The sequence below is a fragment of the Vibrio sp. 1751 genome (assembly GCF_033339895.1).
GTDB classification, from domain to species: Bacteria; Pseudomonadota; Gammaproteobacteria; order Enterobacterales; family Vibrionaceae; genus Vibrio; species Vibrio alginolyticus.
The window spans coordinates 1-18,118 of sequence record NZ_JAWOVM010000011.1; the positions used below are offsets into that span (position 1 = coordinate 1).

The 18,118-nt window shown below is 44.5% G+C and carries 17 protein-coding genes; 11 read left to right on the plus strand and 6 right to left on the minus strand.

The features are described from left to right. The coding region (gene glnS / locus R7041_RS06120) for a glutamine--tRNA ligase (RefSeq protein ID WP_318128600.1) at positions 1–1,362 on the plus strand (1,362 nt) is incomplete at its 5' end. A 222-nt stretch (positions 1,363–1,584) separates the two neighbouring features. Here the strand turns inward: glnS and fcrX are convergent. Continuing rightward, a complete protein-coding gene (gene fcrX, locus R7041_RS06125; RefSeq protein WP_005382141.1) occupies positions 1,585–2,034 on the minus strand; it encodes a ferric iron uptake transcriptional regulator FcrX in 450 nt (149 codons plus the stop codon). A 200-nt stretch (positions 2,035–2,234) separates the two neighbouring features. Here fcrX and R7041_RS06130 point away from each other — a divergent pair, with 200 nt between their 5' ends. After that, complete coding sequence (locus R7041_RS06130) at positions 2,235–2,738, plus strand: DUF4442 domain-containing protein (protein WP_005382144.1); 504 nt, start codon at positions 2,235–2,237, stop codon at positions 2,736–2,738. A 52-nt stretch (positions 2,739–2,790) separates the two neighbouring features. Here R7041_RS06130 and fldA read toward each other — a convergent pair whose 3' ends face one another. From fldA to R7041_RS06145, 3 genes are all read right to left on the minus strand, one after another. Next, a complete protein-coding gene (fldA, locus tag R7041_RS06135) occupies positions 2,791–3,324 on the minus strand; it encodes a flavodoxin FldA (RefSeq protein WP_005382146.1) in 534 nt (177 codons plus the stop codon). A gap of 48 nt (positions 3,325–3,372) precedes the next feature. Then, the gene (locus tag R7041_RS06140) at positions 3,373–3,594 is read right to left on the minus strand and encodes a DUF2788 domain-containing protein (protein WP_005393038.1); all 222 of its coding nucleotides are present in this window, start codon (positions 3,592–3,594) and stop codon (positions 3,373–3,375) included. Between the two features lie 112 nt (positions 3,595–3,706). After that, entirely contained in the window at positions 3,707–4,474 is a 768-nt protein-coding gene (locus R7041_RS06145; protein ID WP_017819953.1) for an alpha/beta fold hydrolase, read from the minus strand. Between the two features lie 92 nt (positions 4,475–4,566). Between R7041_RS06145 and seqA the strand changes: the two genes are divergently transcribed. Continuing rightward, positions 4,567–5,109: a replication initiation negative regulator SeqA gene (gene seqA, locus R7041_RS06150; RefSeq protein WP_005382149.1), complete on the plus strand. Its 543-nt coding sequence runs from the start codon at positions 4,567–4,569 to the stop codon at positions 5,107–5,109. A gap of 92 nt (positions 5,110–5,201) precedes the next feature. Then, positions 5,202–6,848, plus strand: coding sequence for a phosphoglucomutase (alpha-D-glucose-1,6-bisphosphate-dependent) (gene pgm / locus R7041_RS06155; protein ID WP_053303294.1), 1,647 nt, complete (start codon positions 5,202–5,204; stop codon positions 6,846–6,848). 61 nt (positions 6,849–6,909) lie between these two features. On the opposite strand, the gene R7041_RS06160 is transcribed toward pgm, so the two are convergent. After that, a complete protein-coding gene (locus R7041_RS06160) occupies positions 6,910–7,683 on the minus strand; it encodes a DUF1853 family protein (protein ID WP_064369057.1) in 774 nt (257 codons plus the stop codon). A gap of 231 nt (positions 7,684–7,914) precedes the next feature. Between R7041_RS06160 and R7041_RS06165 the strand changes: the two genes are divergently transcribed. Next, complete coding sequence (locus R7041_RS06165) at positions 7,915–8,673, plus strand: Nif3-like dinuclear metal center hexameric protein (protein ID WP_005393019.1); 759 nt, start codon at positions 7,915–7,917, stop codon at positions 8,671–8,673. Positions 8,674–8,761: 88 nt separating this feature from the next. Here R7041_RS06165 and R7041_RS06170 read toward each other — a convergent pair whose 3' ends face one another. Beyond that, positions 8,762–10,051 carry a citrate synthase gene (locus R7041_RS06170; RefSeq protein ID WP_005382163.1) on the minus strand — a complete coding sequence of 430 codons (1,290 nt, stop codon included), beginning with the start codon at positions 10,049–10,051 and terminating at the stop codon, positions 8,762–8,764. A 396-nt stretch (positions 10,052–10,447) separates the two neighbouring features. On the opposite strand from R7041_RS06170, the gene sdhC reads away from it, so the two are divergent. The 6 genes from sdhC (at position 10,448) to odhB (ending at position 17,905) form a co-directional block, all read left to right on the plus strand. Beyond that, positions 10,448–10,840: a succinate dehydrogenase cytochrome b556 subunit gene (gene sdhC, locus R7041_RS06175; RefSeq protein ID WP_017634811.1), complete on the plus strand. Its 393-nt coding sequence runs from the start codon at positions 10,448–10,450 to the stop codon at positions 10,838–10,840. Next, positions 10,834–11,178, plus strand: coding sequence for a succinate dehydrogenase, hydrophobic membrane anchor protein (gene sdhD / locus R7041_RS06180; protein ID WP_005382169.1), 345 nt, complete (start codon positions 10,834–10,836; stop codon positions 11,176–11,178). The genes sdhC and sdhD overlap by 7 nt, the downstream gene beginning before the upstream one ends. Next, positions 11,179–12,945 (plus strand): succinate dehydrogenase flavoprotein subunit, encoded by a 1,767-nt coding sequence (gene sdhA / locus R7041_RS06185; RefSeq protein WP_064369058.1) that lies wholly within the window; start codon positions 11,179–11,181, stop codon positions 12,943–12,945. 15 nt (positions 12,946–12,960) lie between these two features. Continuing rightward, positions 12,961–13,671 carry a succinate dehydrogenase iron-sulfur subunit gene (locus R7041_RS06190; RefSeq protein ID WP_005382174.1) on the plus strand — a complete coding sequence of 237 codons (711 nt, stop codon included), beginning with the start codon at positions 12,961–12,963 and terminating at the stop codon, positions 13,669–13,671. 171 nt (positions 13,672–13,842) lie between these two features. Further along, the gene (gene sucA / locus R7041_RS06195; protein ID WP_005382176.1) at positions 13,843–16,668 is read left to right on the plus strand and encodes a 2-oxoglutarate dehydrogenase E1 component; all 2,826 of its coding nucleotides are present in this window, start codon (positions 13,843–13,845) and stop codon (positions 16,666–16,668) included. 28 nt (positions 16,669–16,696) lie between these two features. Beyond that, entirely contained in the window at positions 16,697–17,905 is a 1,209-nt protein-coding gene (odhB, locus tag R7041_RS06200) for a 2-oxoglutarate dehydrogenase complex dihydrolipoyllysine-residue succinyltransferase (protein ID WP_005382177.1), read from the plus strand. Positions 17,906–18,118 lie beyond the last annotated feature (213 nt).

An 18,118-nucleotide genomic window follows, 5' to 3' on the forward strand; every position in this document is an offset into this window, starting at 1 on the left:
TTCGATAAGCTTTACGAATATGCAATTGAATTGATTAACAAAGGCTTAGCGTACGTAGATGAGCTAAGTCCAGAGCAAATTCGTGAATACCGCGGCACACTAAAGGCGCCAGGTAAACCAAGTCCATACCGTGACCGTTCTGTTGAAGAGAACTTGGCGTTGTTTGAAAAAATGCGCGCTGGTGAATTTGAAGAAGGTAAAGCGTGTCTTCGTGCTAAAATCGACATGGGTTCTTCATTCATGGTCATGCGCGATCCAGTTTTATACCGTGTGCGTTTTGCTACGCACCACCAAACTGGTGATAAGTGGTGCATTTACCCAATGTACGACTTTACGCACTGTATTTCTGATGCATTAGAAGGCATTACGCACTCTATTTGTACGCTTGAATTCATGGATAACCGTCGTCTGTACGATTGGGTTCTAGACAACATCACGATCGAAAGCCGTCCACATCAATACGAGTTCAGTCGTTTAAACCTTGAATACACAGTGATGTCTAAGCGTAAGCTTAACCAGCTAGTTACTGAAAAACTGGTTAATGGTTGGGATGATCCACGTATGCCGACTGTCTCAGGTCTGCGTCGTCGTGGCTTCACACCTGCATCTATTCGTGAGTTTTGTAAGCGTATTGGTGTAACGAAGCAAGAAAATATGATCGAGTTTAGTTCATTAGAATCTTGTATTCGTGATGACCTAAACGAGAACGCTCCGCGTGCAATGGCTGTACTGGATCCTGTTAAAGTTGTTATCGAAAACTTTGAAGCAGGCGCAGTAGAAAACTTGACAGTTGCCAACCACCCAAATAAACCTGAAATGGGCGTGCGTGAAGTGCCATTCACGCGTGAATTGTGGATTGAGCGTGAAGACTTCCGTGAAGAAGCGAACAAAAAGTACAAGCGTTTAGTGCTAGGTAAAGAAGTTCGTTTACGTGGTGCTTACGTGATCAAAGCTGAGCGCGTTGAAAAAGATGCCGAAGGCAACATCACAACGATCTTCTGTTCTTACGATGCAGATACGCTAGGTAAAAACCCAGCAGATGGTCGTAAAGTGAAAGGCGTTATTCATTGGGTGTCAGCTGATAAAGCTCTTCCAGCGGAAATTCGTCTGTACGATCGTTTATTTACGGTGCCAAACCCAGGCGCAGCGGAAGATTTTGCTTCTACTATCAATCCTGAATCATTAGTTGTGATCAATGGCTTCGTCGAGCCTAGCCTAGCTTCTGCAGAAGCAGAAAAAGGTTACCAGTTTGAACGTATGGGTTACTTCTGTGCAGACTCGAAAGACTCTTCAGCAGATAATCTAGTATTCAACCGCACGGTTGGTCTACGTGATACCTGGGCAAAAATTGAGAATCAATAATCTCAATTAATGCTGAGAAAGATGAAAAAATGCCAGCAAACGCTGGCATTTTTTATACCTAATCCCACAGAGTGCTATATAGATGTGCAAAACTGTGGAGAAAAAAGATGGGTGTTTAGTAGCTTTTGTTCTGTAACCAAAGTACTGACGTCTAAGGTACTGACTTCTAGAAACAAAAAACGCCAGCATGTGCTGACGTTTACTTTTTAAATTAACAAACCCTTATTTTTTCGGTTTGTGTGCATCTGGATTGTCTTTACAACCACCATCGCTACACTTGCCGTACAAGTATAAGCTGTGGTTTGTTAGTGTGACATTGTACTTAGCTGCAATCTCTTTTTGACGTTCTTCAATAAGATCGTCAGAAAATTCAATTACCTCACCACAGTCTAGGCACACTAGGTGGTCGTGGTGATGTTGAGTCGATAATTCGAAGACTGACTTTCCACCTTCAAAGTGGTGACGAGTTACAATACCAGCATCGTCGAACTGGTTTAGAACTCGGTAAACAGTTGCTAGGCCAATTTCTTCACCTAGATCAATCAACTTTTTGTACAAATCTTCAGCACTGATGTGCTGGCAGTCTGGCTGCTGAAGTACTTCTAGAATTTTTAGCCTCGGAAGGGTTACTTTTAAACCCGCATCCTTCAGCGCCTGATTATTATCTGACATATACTTTCCCGTTGGATCATCTGCAGCGATTTAACAGAATTCAATCTTCCTACCATTATAGGATAAGCGTTCGGAACATTAAACCACGAACTTCAAAGGGTTAATAGAATCTTTTTGTAAATTAGAAACAGGTCCATTATATTACAGCTCTGACCAGTTACAATTGTGTAACATTAAGCTTGGAGAGGGCAGGGATAGCGATGAATAGGCGACTAGCGAAGATATACAAACCAGGAATTGTAAAGTTCGCACTCAATATTTGGCCTCCTTTTTGGGGGGCGGGTATTAAAATCTTACATATTTCTCAAGACTTCCGTACTGTAAAGGTACGTTTAAAGCTTCGCTGGTGGAATAAAAATGCCAATCGCACCCAATATGGCGGCAGTATTTTCTCTTTAACTGATCCTATTTACTCGTTGATGCTGATGGGGATTCTACGAGAGGAATATTATGTGTGGGATAAAGAGGCAAGCATTAACTTTATTAAGCCGGGGCAAAGTGATTTGTTTGCAGAATTTGAGGTCACTGAAGGGATGCTGGAAAACATTTATCAAATGACACGGAATGGAGAAAAGTGTTTTCCTGAGTTTATTACTCATGTAAAAGATAAACAGGGGAATGTGGTTTCAGAGGTTCAACGCAAGCTTTATGTAAGAAAGAAACCTCAGTATCGCGAAGAGGAAGTACTTACCGATGCTGTGTGACAATACATACAAAAAGACCTCCAAGTGGAGGTCTTTGTATCATTCAATTTGATTAGCCTTCTAGCTCAGCTAAACACATCTCTTCATAGATCTGTTTAACCCAGCTTTCAACACGCTCGTCAGTCAATTCTGGTTGGCGGTCTTCATCAATACATAGACCTACGAATTGGCTTTCGTCACCTTCAACAAGTGCTTTAGACGCTTCAAATTCGTAGCCTTCTGTCGAGGTATGGCCAAGAATTGTGCCGCCTTTAGATTCAACGATATCACGGACTGTGCCCATCGCGTCACAGAAGTATTCTGCGTAGTCTTCTTGGTCGCCACAGCCAAAGATAGCCACTAGCTTAGTAGAGAAGTCGATTTGCTCAAGCTCAGGGAAGAAGTCATCCCAATCACATTGTGCTTCGCCGTAGTACCAAGTTGGGATACCTAGAAGAAGAAGATCGAAGTTATCAATGTCTTCTTTGCTGCTTTTCGCGATGTCTTGAACGTGAACTAGATGTTTACCTAGTTGCTTTTGAATCATCTTTGCAACGGCTTCAGTATTACCTGTGTCGCTACCGAAGAAGATACCTACACTTGCCATAGAGTCTATACCTTTACATTGTTTGTTATTGGCGATGTTACTAAGGGTTTAACCTAACCCTGAGCCTTCCCAAGTTAGCTGAATTACACCTTTTGCAATAAAGCCAGCACAGCCTAGGAAAAGGACTAACCACACAATACGACGACCAAAAACAGGTACATTGCCTTGCTTTAGCACATCTTTTATCGCCATCCCGATGAAAAAAAAGATAGCAGCAAAAAGAAGATCGAGCCCAATAGACTCGAGCATATCCATATAGTCGTAAAGCATTTTAGCCCTTCATGCCGAAAAATCTTGGGCGCACTATACCACTGTTAAACGGTAAAGTTAATGCACTACAAGAAGGGTTATTTCAATAATCTAGTGTTGCTTTTCGAATTTGTTAACTCGAAATGTATTTTCGAATGACTCTCATTACTTCTGTCGGTTTCTCGGCGTGTAACCAGTGACCAGTGCCAGCGATAATGTGTGCTTTAGCATGGTTAAATTGTCGCTTCACTGCCGGCTGATGTTCTGGCATTAAGTAGTCAGAGTCGCCGCCTTTGATAAATAAAGTTGGGATATCTGTTGGTGTGATTTCTTGCCAGCCAATAATTTGGTCATAATTCTCAAAAAGGCTCGGTACGTTAAACCGCCAATCCATCTTATCGCCATTTTTGTACAGTGATTTAGAGAGAAATTGTCTTACACCATCGAGTTCAATATGTTGAGCTAGGATATCCATGGCTTGCTGTCGATTTGCTGGTTTTTCATTAATAACAGCATGTAAGCCGTTAAAAACATTATCGTGGCGGTTCGTAGTGTAGGCTACAGGCGCCATGTCGAGAACGACTAACTGCTTGACTACATTTGGAGCAATGTCCACAAGAGCCATCGCGACTTTTCCGCCCATGGAGTGACCAATAACAATAGATGGCTCAACGTTTAAGTGCTGAAGGAGCTGAGCCACATCTTTTGCCATATCGGTATAGTTATGGACTTCGGAGTGGAAAGAGAGGCCGTGATTTCTCAGATCAATACTGATCACCGTGTGATCTTTAATAAGATCGCGGGCGAGTAGACCCAGATTACTTAAACTACCAAACAATCCGTGAATCAAAACAACTGTTTGGCCTTGGCCTTCCTGCTTATAGTTGAGTAATGCTGACATTTTATCTTATTCGTGATGGGTTTAACGTGGAGTATCCGCGTGGATCTCGTTATAATCCCCCAGAGTTTAAACATTGAGAATGTGAAAAGCGAATGAAAACAATTGAGGTTGATGAGGATCTATACCGTTATATAGCTAGTCAAACTAAGCATATCGGTGAAAGCGCCTCGGATATTTTGCGACGCCTTTTAAACCTTGATGGTCAGTTGCAGGAAGCTAAAGCCGCGCCTGTAGTAGAGAAGCCACAAGGGATTGTAGTAAGTAAAGATGCGGGTAAAACGGAATCTGTTGATGTAGTGAAAGAAATGCGTTCGCTGCTTATTTCTGATGAGTTTGCCGGTCTAAAAAAAGCGATTGATCGCTTTATGTTGGTATTATCGACCTTACATAAATTGAATCCAGAAGGTTTCGCCCAGGCTACGAATGTAAAAGGACGCAAACGCGTGTACTTTGCAGACAATGAAGAAACCTTGCTAGCAAACGGTAATACGACCAAGCCAAAAGCCATTCCTGGCACACCGTTTTGGGTTATCACGAATAACAATACAAGTCGTAAAAGACAGATGGTTGAACAAGTGATGGCACACATGGGGTTCCAACCTGACTTAATAGAAAAAGTAACAGGTTCAATCTAAGAAACCTGATAGAAGCCTCATAATGCGTCGCAGTGAGCGGATATTATGAGGCTTTTTTAATTTTATTTGTATTGAAAGAAAGGATGTCAAACATGGCTATGCACCCTCGTGCTGGGCAAAAAGCGCAGCAGGAAGATCTTCACAATATCCCAGCACTCGTTGCTAACTACTTCTTACTTCAACCAGACGCGGCAAACGCAGAACACAAAGTTCAATTTGGTACTTCTGGCCACCGCGGTACTGCAGACAAGCACACTTTTAACGAAAACCACATTTTAGCGATCGCTCAAGCGGTAGCAGAAGTTCGTGCTGAGCAAGGCACAACTGGCCCGTTGTTTGTGGGTAAAGACACGCATGCGCTATCTGAACCAGCTTTTTCAAGTGTGATTGAAGTATTGATCGCAAATGGTGTGAAAGTGATTGTCCAACAAGACAACGGTTACACGCCAACACCGGGTATTTCACACGCGATTCTGACTTACAACATCAAACACGATGAAAAAGCAGACGGTATCGTTATTACCCCATCACATAACCCACCACAAGACGGCGGTATCAAATACAATCCGACACATGGTGGTCCTGCTGAAGCTGAGTTGACTCAAGCTATCGAAGATCGTGCGAACGAATTGATTGCTGAAGGTTTACAAGGTGTTAAACGCCTACCACTAGCAGAAGCAAAAGCATCGGATCTGTTTGTAGAGATGGACTTGGTGAAGCCATACATCGATGACCTGGTGAACGTTATCGATATGGAAGCAATCCAAAAGGCGAACCTGAAGATTGGTGTAGATCCATTGGGTGGCAGCGGTATCGATTACTGGCGTCAAATTGGTCAAGCATACAACCTAGACCTAACGCTAGTAAGTGAATCGATCGATCCTTCTTTCCAATTCATGTCACTAGATAAAGACGGCGTTGTGCGTATGGACTGTTCTTCTCCTTACGCAATGGCGGGTCTATTGGCACTGAAAGACGAATACGATTTAGCATTTGGTAACGATCCTGACTACGACCGTCACGGTATCGTTACGCCAAAAGGTTTGATGAACCCGAACCACTTCTTAGCCGTTTGTATTGACTACTTGTACCGTCATCGTGACGCGTGGGGTAAAGACGTCGCTGTTGGTAAAACACTAGTTTCAAGTGCGCTGATTGACCGTGTTGTTGCGGATCTAGGTCGTGAGCTATGTGAAGTGCCTGTTGGTTTCAAATGGTTTGTAGACGGTCTGTACACTGGTAAGTTTGGTTTCGGCGGCGAAGAAAGTGCTGGTGCGTCTTTCCTTCGTAAAGATGGCACGCCTTGGTCAACAGACAAAGATGGCATCTTGCTATGCCTTCTAGCAGCAGAGATCACTGCGGTAACGGGTAAGAACCCTCAAGATTACTATGAAGAGCTTGCAGCGAAGCACGGTGAATCTAAGTACAACCGTATTCAAGCTGTAGCAAATGGCCCACAAAAAGACGTGCTGAAGAAGTTGTCGCCAGAAATGGTCGCGGCTGAAACACTAGCGGGTGATCCAATTACGGCTCGTCTCACGCATGCGCCTGGTAATGGTGCTGCAATCGGTGGTCTAAAAGTAACAACAGCGAATGGCTGGTTTGCTGCTCGTCCATCAGGCACAGAAGATATCTACAAGATTTACTGTGAGAGTTTTAAAGGTGAAGAGCACCTAAAACAAATCGAAGCAGAAGCACAAGAAATAGTTAATCAAGTGTTTGCAGCCGCTGGTTTGTAAAACATCCAATGGTCAATGTATCTAGCAAAGGGTTGATGTGAAAACATCAACCCTTTCATGTTTAAGTGCCCCGAACAGCTTTATCTCCGGGCCATGAATCTGGTACCACAAACCAGAATTGACCGTCTTCCGTTTGTGCGTGTATGAATCGATCTAAAGGCTTTTCAATAGGTTGAGAGAAATCGTCTGTTCCGATCGCCCAGCATGGTTTATGTAAATGATAAAGGGGTTTACCAATTAAATCCCATTGACTTTGATAGCACCAGTAACCACTAATCTGACTTGGATTTAATTCATAACCCAAGCACTCGCTAGGAGTTGGCTCTGGAGTAAACGGATTAATATAGAGTCGTCCTTGCATCAATAGACGTTCTTGTGGAGCGTCGTTTAACGGAATTATTTTTTGAAATTCCGGGCGATCGCTCATTTTCAACTGATGAGTAAGCATTCTATTCAGTTTTGTATGCAGCTGGTCGTGAGCATTCGGACCATACCATACGCCGTTATAAAGAAGATAAAACTTAATCGCTACTTCCCAGTGTTCTATTTGATTTGATTCTGTATTCCGCAACACCAAGTCGATAGCACCAATAGTCTTACCTTCGATGTCGTTTAACTGAACCTCTTCCGCGATAACCTGATATCGTTCTGAACTAGAGAGAACTGCAGTGCATAAGTGCTGATATAAAAAGCCCAATCTTGGATTACCATTGTATTGCTCAGCGTTATTTAAAGGCGTTACCGAAAGATCCTCTAAGGTTGTAAACGGAGGGCGTAACTTGAAAAGAGGAGGTGAAGTGGCGATCCATTGGTAAAAGCGTTGCAGTTGGTTCATCCGTATCCCTATATGTATGGTGAGGCGACAAGCTTTGTTATTGTAACTAAATTTGCTTTTGAGGGTAGGGTGGCTAGCATCGATATTAGGGTTCGAGATACACTTTAAAGACCTAAATGATATCAAGGTGCCAGATGTCAAAACGTTGTTGTATCAACTAGGTTGCACTCTTTCGTCTGATTCCATCGAGAGGTTATTTAGGTTTACATGCGCTAGAAATTGGAAGTAATAATGAATAACTTAAAGCTAGAACAGATTCTTAATGACAAACTGTCACCGCAGTTAATTAAAGATTACGCACCAAACGGGTTACAGGTAGAAGGGACGCCAGCCGTAAAGCGTATTATCACTGGCGTAACTGCCTCTCAAGCCTTAATCGATAAAGCGATTGAGCTTAATGCAGACGCATTACTCGTTCATCACGGTTATTTTTGGAAAGGTGAACCTGAGCCAATTCGTGGTATGAAAGGTAAACGAATTCGTAGTCTGATCAAAAACGATATCAACTTATATGGTTATCACCTTCCTCTGGATATTCACCCAGAGCTAGGCAACAACGCCGAATTAGCTCGCTTACTTGAAATCGAAGTAGAAGGTGGACTTGAAGGACACCCTCAATCAGTAGCCATGTTTGGACGCTTGAAAAAACCGATGTCTGGTGCTGAGTTTGCGAGCAAGATCAATCAAGTTCTTGATAGAGAACCACTGCATATTGCTCCAGAGAATACCGATAAGATGATTGAGACAGTCGGTTGGTGCACTGGTGGAGGGCAAGATTTCATTGAACTTGCTGTACAACACGGGCTGGATGCATTTATCTCTGGAGAAATTTCAGAGCGTACCACTTATACCGCTCGTGAAATGGACATTCATTACTTTGCTGCAGGTCACCATGCTACTGAGCGTTATGGTGTTCAGGCTTTAGGAAAATGGCTAGCGGATGAATATGGCCTACATGTGGAGTTTATCGATATTGATAATCCGGTTTAGTGTTCGCTATTCATAACGTGAAACGCTGAAAAGAAAAAAGGGTTGAGACAAAATCTCAACCCTTTTGTTTATCTTCTAACTAAAAAGATCATTCACGTTCGTGAAGTGGAGAAAACTCACGCTGTGTCTCACCAGTGTATAGCTGACGAGGACGACCGATGCGGTTCAGTGGATCGCTGTGCATTTCGTTCCAGTGAGCAATCCAGCCGATGGTACGAGAAATCGCGAAGATAACCGTAAACATAGAAACTGGAATACCAATCGCTTTAAGAATGATACCTGAGTAGAAGTCTACGTTCGGGTACAGCTTCTTAGACACGAAGTACTCATCAGAAAGCGCAATGCGCTCAAGTTCCATTGCAACGTCTAGCAGAGGGTCTTGAATGTTTAGCTCTTTGAGAACTTCATGACACGTTTCGCGCATTACTGTCGCACGTGGGTCGTAGTTCTTGTAAACGCGGTGACCAAAGCCCATTAAGCGGAATGGGTCATCTTTGTCTTTCGCGCGGTCTACATATTCAGGGATGTTATCGACGCTGCCAATCTCTTCTAGCATTCTCAAGCAGGCTTCGTTTGCACCACCGTGAGCAGGTCCCCAAAGGGATGCAATACCAGCGGCAATACATGCAAATGGGTTCGCACCAGAAGAGCCAGCTAGACGAACAGTTGATGTCGACGCATTCTGTTCGTGATCCGCGTGTAGAGTGAAAATCTTATCCATCGCACGGGCAACCACAGGATTTACTTCATACTCTTCGCAAGGGTTTGCGAACATCATATGCAAGAAGTTCTCTGCGTAGCTAAGGTCGTTACGAGGGTAAATAAATGGCTGACCGATAGAGTATTTGTAACACATCGCCGCCAGTGTTGGCATTTTTGACAGCAGACGGTACGCTGCAATTTCGCGGTGTTCGTCGTTGTTAATGTCAAGAGAGTCGTGATAGAAGGCTGCAAGTGCTCCAACTACACCACACATTACCGCCATTGGGTGTGCATCGCGTCGGAAGCCATGGAAAAAGCTTGCGATTTGCTCGTGTACCATTGTGTGACGAGTAACGGTCGTTTTGAATTGCTCGTATTGTTCTCGGGTAGGGGCTTCACCATAAAGAAGGATGTAACATACTTCTAAGTAATCTGCGTTATTGGCTAATTGATCAATCGGGAAACCGCGGTGCAAAAGAATACCTTTGCCGCCATCGATGTACGTGATTGATGATTCACAAGATGCAGTGGCAAGAAAACCTGGGTCAAAAGTAAAGTAACCATTGGCTCCCAGCTTACGAACGTCAATTACAGGTGTACCTAGCGTACCGTCCATAATTGGCAGTTCGATTGGCGCTTGACCTTCAACATGAAGGGTCGCTTTCTTATCCGCCATAACAATCTCCTTTGTTTATTATTTAATCCGTCCAGGATGTTTATGTGCCATTTTTGTACTGTTGTTAAAGCTTAAAGTCAATTTTTCTCCATCTTTGTGTGCACTTGTTATGATTTTTCTCATGAAAATCGTTAAAAATCTGTTCTATGTAGCATAATTTGTTACACCAATTGTATTAGAATGTTGCTCGCCGTATATTGGCAAAGAAAATTTTAGTTAAATCCTTATAAATTCGGGGCTAGAAACAAAGAGTGAGGTTTGTTGCTGGATTCCGTTTGTTAACAACTTGTTTACACTTATCTGAGTGGTTACTCGCGATATTTGTTAAATAGATGTTAACTTTTGTACGTTTGGAAGCTGAAATTGGTTATAACAATAAATGCTCAATGGAGCTGAGTGAGCAAGCCCGTGAAAGAAAGAAAGTCAAGACCTGTTAATTTAGATTTACAGACCATCCACTTTCCTATCACAGCAATCGCATCCATCCTACACCGTGTGTCTGGGGTAATTACGTTTGTTGCGGTGGGTATATTACTGTGGTTACTATCCATTTCTCTGTCATCCCCAATGGGTTTTATGGAAGCCGCTGACATCGTCGATAGCTTCTTCGTAAAATTCATCCTGTGGGGAATTCTTACTGCACTTGCCTACCACATCGCAGGTGGTATCCGTCACTTATTGATGGATCTAGGTCACTTTGAAGAACTAGATTCAGGCACGATGAGCGCTAAAGTCGCGTTTGGTGCAACAGCAGTATTATCATTATTGGCGGGGATCTTGGTATGGTAAAACACGTATCTTCATTTGGTCGTAATGGTGTACACGATTTCCTACTAATTCGTGCAACTGCAATCATTATGACGCTATACACGATTTATCTGATTAGCTTCTGTGCATTTTCAGATATCTCTTACGCATCTTGGACCCAATTCTTTGGTGGTACCTTCACTAAAGTATTCACCATGTTGGCACTTGTCTCGATCCTGATTCACGCTTGGGTTGGTTTGTGGCAAGTATTAACTGATTACATTAAGTGCGCGAAACTACGTGGCGCACTACAACTTGGTGTTATTGCCGTGCTATTCGGCTATGTCTTCTCTGGTCTATTTATTCTGTGGGGTGCGTAAGTGTCTATTCCAGTTCGTGAGTTTGATGCCGTAGTAATCGGCGCTGGTGGTGCAGGTATGCGCGCTGCACTACAAATTTCAGAACAAGGCCTATCATGTGCTTTGTTGTCAAAAGTATTTCCAACACGTTCTCATACTGTGTCTGCACAGGGTGGCATTACTGTTGCTCTGGGTAACTCGCACAAAGACGATTGGCAATGGCACATGTACGATACCGTTAAAGGTTCCGACTACATCGGTGACCAGAACGCGATTGAATACATGTGTAAAAATGGTCCTGAGTCAGTTATCGAGCTTGAAAAAATGGGTCTGCCATTCTCTCGTTTTGATAATGGTACCATCTACCAACGTCCATTCGGTGGTCAATCTAAAGAGTTTGGTGGTGAGCAGGCTGCTCGTACAGCCGCTGCTGCAGACCGTACTGGTCACGCACTTCTTCACACGCTTTACCAGCAAAACGTAAAACACAAAACAACCATCTTCTCGGAGTGGTACGCTTTGGATCTTGTGAAAAACCAAGACGGCGCAATCATGGGTTGTACTGCGATTTGTATGGAAACGGGTGAAATCTGTTACTTCAAATCAAAAGCAACCATTCTAGCTACAGGTGGTGCAGGTCGTATTTACGCATCGACCACTAACGCGCACATCAACACGGGTGATGGCGTTGGTATGGCACTTCGCGCAGGCGTTCCAATGCAAGACATGGAAATGTGGCAGTTCCACCCAACAGGTATTGCTGGCGCGGGTGTTCTAGTGACGGAAGGTTGTCGTGGTGAAGGTGGTTACCTTCTAAATAAAGATGGTGAACGCTTCATGGAGCGCTACGCACCAAACGCGAAAGACCTTGCTGGTCGTGACGTGGTTGCTCGTTCAATGATGATTGAAATCCGTGAAGGCCGCGGCTGTGATGGTCCTTGGGGTCCACATATCAAGTTGAAACTTGATCACCTTGGTAAAGAAGTACTTGAATCACGTCTACCAGGTATCTGTGAACTGTCTCGTACATTTGCACACGTTGACCCTGTGAAAGAGCCAATTCCAGTAATTCCAACTTGTCACTACATGATGGGTGGTGTACCTACTCAAGTCTCTGGCCAAGCAATTAAGCAGAAGGCCGACGGTAGCGAGATGGAAGTACAAGGTCTTTACGCATGTGGTGAGATTGCTTCTGTATCGGTACACGGTGCTAACCGTCTGGGCGGCAACTCATTACTAGACTTGGTCGTATTTGGTCGTGCCACTGGCTTGCACCTTGGCGAAACGCTAGCAGCGCAATCGGAAGCTCGTCCTGCAACAGAATCTGATATTGAAGCGTCTCTAGCGCGTACTATGCGTTGGGAAAACAGCACTGGTGGTGAAGATCCAGTTCAGATTCGTAAAGACCTACAAGCATGCATGCAAAACAGCTTCTCGGTATTCCGTGAAGGCGATGCGATGGCAACCGGTCTAGAAGAGTTGAAAGTGATTCGCGAACGTTTGAAAGACGCGCATCTAGCGGACAAGTCTTCAGAGTTCAACACGCAGCGTATCGAGTGTCTAGAACTTGATAACCTGATGGAAACCGCGTTTTCAACTGCCGTTGCAGCGAACTACCGTACAGAGAGTCGTGGCGCACATGCTCGTTTCGATTTCCCTGAGCGTGATGATGAGAACTGGCTATGCCACTCTATCTACAATCCGGAAACAGAAGCGATGACTAAGCGTGATGTGAACATGACGCCAACGCATCGTGAAGCTTTCCCGCCGAAAGTACGTACATACTAAAGGGAGGATACGACTATGAAATTAAACTTCTCTTTATACCGTTACAATCCGGATGTGGATACTAAGCCTTACATGAAAGAGTATACCCTTGAGGTAGACGAAGGCTCAGACATGATGGTGCTTGATGCATTGATTCTGCTAAAAGAGCAAGATCCAAGCATCGCTTTCCGTCGCTCATGCCGTGAAGGGGTGTGTGGTTCTGATGGTTTGAATATGAATGGTAAAAACGGCCTAGCGTGTATCACACCGTTATCTGCTCTACAAGGCGATAAGATAGTTATTCGTCCACTACCAGGGTTACCTGTCGTGCGCGATCTTATCGTTGACATGACGCAGTTCTATGATAACTATGCGAAAGTTAAACCATTCTTGATTGATGATGGTGCATTACCACCATCACGTGAGAATCTACAATCGCCTGATGACCGTGCGCATTTAGATGGATTGTACGAATGTATCATGTGTGCATGTTGTACAACGTCTTGCCCATCATTCTGGTGGAACCCTGATAAATTCATCGGCCCAGCTGGTCTTCTCGCAGCGTACCGTTGGCTAATTGATAGCCGCGATACGGCAACAGATGAACGTTTGTCTGATCTTGATGATGCATTTAGCGTTTTTCGTTGCCATGGCATCATGAATTGTGTAAGTGTTTGTCCTAAGGGATTAAATCCGACGAAAGCCATCGGTCACATTAAGTCGATGTTGGTTAATCGTTCGGTTTAATTTACTCGCTCTTAGGAGTGTCGCAGTGTTGCGGATCACCCGATATGACCGCTTCACTGCTTCAGTAATATTCGAGTAAAGAATACAAAAATTGCCGACCGTATTTTTAGTCGGCTCTTATAGCTCGGCAAAGACCGAAGCAAACGTGAAAACTACTGGTTAAGGGAAAATATGCACAACGGCGTGATGAAGGCATGGCTCGAGTCTTCACACTTGGCTGGCGCCAATGCAACGTATGTAGAGGACCTCTACGAACTGTATCTAAGTGATCCCGATCTGGTAAGTGAGGAGTGGAAACGTGTTTTTGAAGGCTTGCCTAAGCCATCAGAAGAAGTGGCAGAACAACCACATTCACGTGTCCGTGACTACTTCCGACGACTCGCTAGAGAAACAAAGCATTACAATGTCCAAGTTAGTGACCCAGATGTCGATGCAAAACAAGTAAAAGTTCTACAGCTAATCAACGCATACCGTTTCCGCGGGCATGAAGCTGCAGAATTAGACCCACTAGGTCTATGGCAACGCCCAACAGTGGCGGAGTTAGACCCTGCTTTTCATAATCTTACCGAAGATGACTTCGAAGAAACTTTCAACGTAGGTTCTTTTGCTGTTGGGCAAGAAACCATGAAGTTGAAAGATATCTATGAAGCCCTCAACAAAACTTATTGCGGTTCCATCGGTGCTGAATACATGCACATGACTGACACAGAGCAAAAGCGTTGGATTCAGCAACGCCTTGAGTCTGTCGTAGGCCAGCCATCATTCAACAAAGATGAGAAGCGCACATTCCTAGAAGAGCTAACAGCCGCTGAAGGTTTGGAGCGTTACCTCGGGGCGAAATTCCCAGGTGCAAAACGTTTCTCTTTAGAAGGTGGTGATGCGCTGATTCCGATGACGAAAGAGTTGATCCGTCATGCGGGTACAAGTGGAATGCGTGAAGTGGTTATCGGTATGGCTCACCGCGGTCGTTTGAACATGCTGGTGAACGTACTTGGTAAGAAACCTCAAGACCTGTTTGATGAGTTCGCCGGTAAACACGACGAAACTTGGGGGACGGGTGATGTGAAATATCACCAAGGTTTCTCTGCTGATTTTGCGACTCCAGGCGGTGATGTTCACTTAGCGCTTGCATTTAACCCATCACACCTAGAAATCGTAAACCCGGTAGTCATGGGCTCAGTTCGAGCACGTCAAGACCGCTTGGGTGATAATCAAGGTAGCAAAGTACTTCCTATCACCATCCACGGTGATTCTGCAATCGCTGGTCAGGGTGTGGTTGCCGAAACGTTCAACATGTCTCTTGCTCGTGGGTTCCAAGTTGGTGGTACGGTACGTATCGTCATCAACAACCAAGTAGGCTTTACGACGTCTAATCCTCGTGACACGCGTTCTACGATGTACTGTACCGATATCGCGAAGATGGTGCAGGCGCCAATTTTCCATGTAAACGCAGATGACCCAGAAGCAGTTGCTTTTGTTACTCGCATTGCATTGGATTACCGTAACGAGTTCAAGCGCGATGTCGTGATCGATCTTGTATGTTACCGTCGCCACGGTCACAATGAGGCGGATGAGCCAAATGCGACTCAGCCTTTGATGTACCAGAAAATCAAAAAGCATCCTACACCACGCAAATTGTATGCAGATGTTCTGATCGACAAAAATGAGTCAGATATCGAGACAGCGACTCAGTTAGTCAATGAGTATCGCGATGCATTGGATCGCGGTGAAGTGGTTGTTAAAGAATGGCGTCCAATGGCGTTGCACTCTGTAGACTGGTCCCCTTACTTAGGGCACGAATGGGATATGGAGTGGGATTCAAAATACGACAAGACACGCCTTATTGAGCTAGGCAATCGTCTGTGTCAGTACCCAGAAAGCCATAAACTGCAAAGCCGTGTTAATAAGCTATACAACGATCGTCTAGCAATGATGACCGGTGAAAAAGCTATTGACTGGGGTATGGCTGAAACATTGGCGTATGCTACATTGGTTGACGATGGCAAGCGTATTCGTCTTTCAGGTCAGGACTCGGGTCGTGGTACTTTCTTCCACCGTCACTCGGTTCTTCATAACCAAACCGATGCAAGCACTTACATTCCATTAGCGAATATTCATGACAACCAAGGACCATTCCAAGTCTTTGACTCAGTATTGTCAGAAGAAGCTGTGTTGGCGTTTGAATACGGTTACGCAACAGCCGAACCAGGTGGTTTAACTATCTGGGAAGCACAGTTTGGTGATTTTGCCAACGGTGCACAAGTTGTTATCGACCAGTTTATCTCGTCAGGCGAGCAAAAGTGGGCGCGTTTGTGCGGTCTTACTATGCTTCTACCTCATGGTTATGAAGGTCAAGGTCCTGAGCACTCATCTGCACGTTTAGAGCGTTACCTTCAGCTTTGTGCTGAGCAAAATATGCAGGTTGTGGTTCCTTCAACACCGGCTCAGGTGTACCACATGATTCGTCGTCAGGTTGTACGCCCAATGCGTCGACCTCTCATTGTTATGTCGCCGAAATCTTTGCTGCGCCACCCTCTATGTACTTCAACGATTGAAGACTTGGCGGATGGTACATTCCAATCTGCAATTCCAGAAGTAGATGATTTAGAACCAAGCAAAGTGAAACGTGTCGTGTTCTGTGCTGGTAAGGTTTACTTTGACCTACTAGAGCAGCGCCGTAACAACGAGCAAGACGATGTTGCTATCGTGCGTATTGAACAGCTTTACCCATTCCCAATGGAAGAAGTACAAGCAGCAATTGCTCAATACACTAACGTTGAAGACTTCGTGTGGTGTCAGGAAGAACCTCAGAACCAAGGTGCTTGGTACTGTAGCCAACATAACTTCCGTGCCGCTATTCCTGCAGGTGCAAATCTTAAATACGCAGGTCGCCCAGCTTCTGCTTCGCCAGCAGTTGGCTACATGTCGGTGCACTTGAAACAACAAAAAGCGTTGGTTGAAGACGCTCTGAACGTGAACTCAAAAACTTCGAATTAAGAACTAGAAGTTAAAGGAAGAAACAGATATGACAATTGAAATTCTGGTTCCAGATTTACCTGAATCAGTTGCTGATGCAACCGTAGCGACATGGCACAAACAACCAGGCGACGCAGTAGAGCGTGACGAGGTTTTGGTTGACATCGAAACAGACAAAGTTGTGCTAGAAGTTCCAGCTCCGGAAGCTGGCGTTTTAGAAGCTATTGTTGAAGCAGAAGGTGCGACAGTACTTTCTAAACAAATCATTGCTAAATTGAAGCCAGGCGCAGTTGCAGGTGAACCAACTGCAGACAAAACAGAAGGTACTGAAGCATCTCCTGATAAGCGTCACAAAGCTGCGCTTAGCGAAGAAAGTAATGACGCATTAAGCCCAGCAGTGCGCCGTTTATTGGCTGAACATGGCTTAGAAGCAAGCCAAGTGAAAGGCACTGGTGTTGGTGGTCGTATTACGCGCGAAGATATTGAAGCGCATCTTGCGAACGCTAAATCTGCGTCAAAAGAAGACTCGCCAGCAGTGGTTGACGTGCCGGCAGCGGCTCGCAGTCAGAAGCGTGTTCCAATGACTCGCCTTCGTAAGACAGTTGCTAACCGTCTGCTAGAAGCGAAGAACAACACGGCAATGCTAACGACGTTTAACGAAGTGAACATGAAACCAATCATGGACCTTCGTAAGCAGTACAAAGATCAGTTCGAAGAGCGTCACGGTATTCGTTTGGGCTTCATGTCTTTCTACGTGAAAGCAGTAACAGAAGCGCTTAAGCGTTACCCAGAAGTAAATGCTTCGATTGATGGCGATGACATTGTTTACCACAACTACTTCGACATTAGCATGGCGGTATCAACGCCACGTGGTCTAGTTACACCTGTCCTAAAAGACTGTGACAAGCTTGGTTTCGCTGATGTTGAAAAAGGCATCAAAGAGCTGGCTATTAAAGGTCGTGATGGCAAGCTAACGGTAGACGAGCTAATGGGCGGTAACTTCACTATCACAAACGGTGGTGTGTTCGGTTCACTAATGTCTACACCAATCATCAACCCACCTCAATCAGCGATTCTTGGTATGCATAAGATCCAAGAGCGTCCGATGGCAGTGGATGGCAAAGTTGAAATCTTGCCGATGATGTACCTAGCGTTATCTTACGATCACCGCCTAATTGACGGTCGTGAATCAGTTGGTTTCCTAGTAACGATTAAAGAGTTACTAGAGGACCCAGCACGTCTCCTATTAGACGTTTAATATCGCTAAAACGTCTAGTTATCGTAGGTAGCTAGACGTTAAAAATTTCAATGGCTAGACTAGCTCAACGTTTGGCCTTCATTTGAATCCTTCAGTATGAGAACTCATGATGAAGGATTGATTTGAGAAGACCCTACAGACGTACAAGCAGCCAAGACTGCAGCGTTATGGAAATAATAAATCCCTTAAGGGAAAAACAAACGGAATATCGAA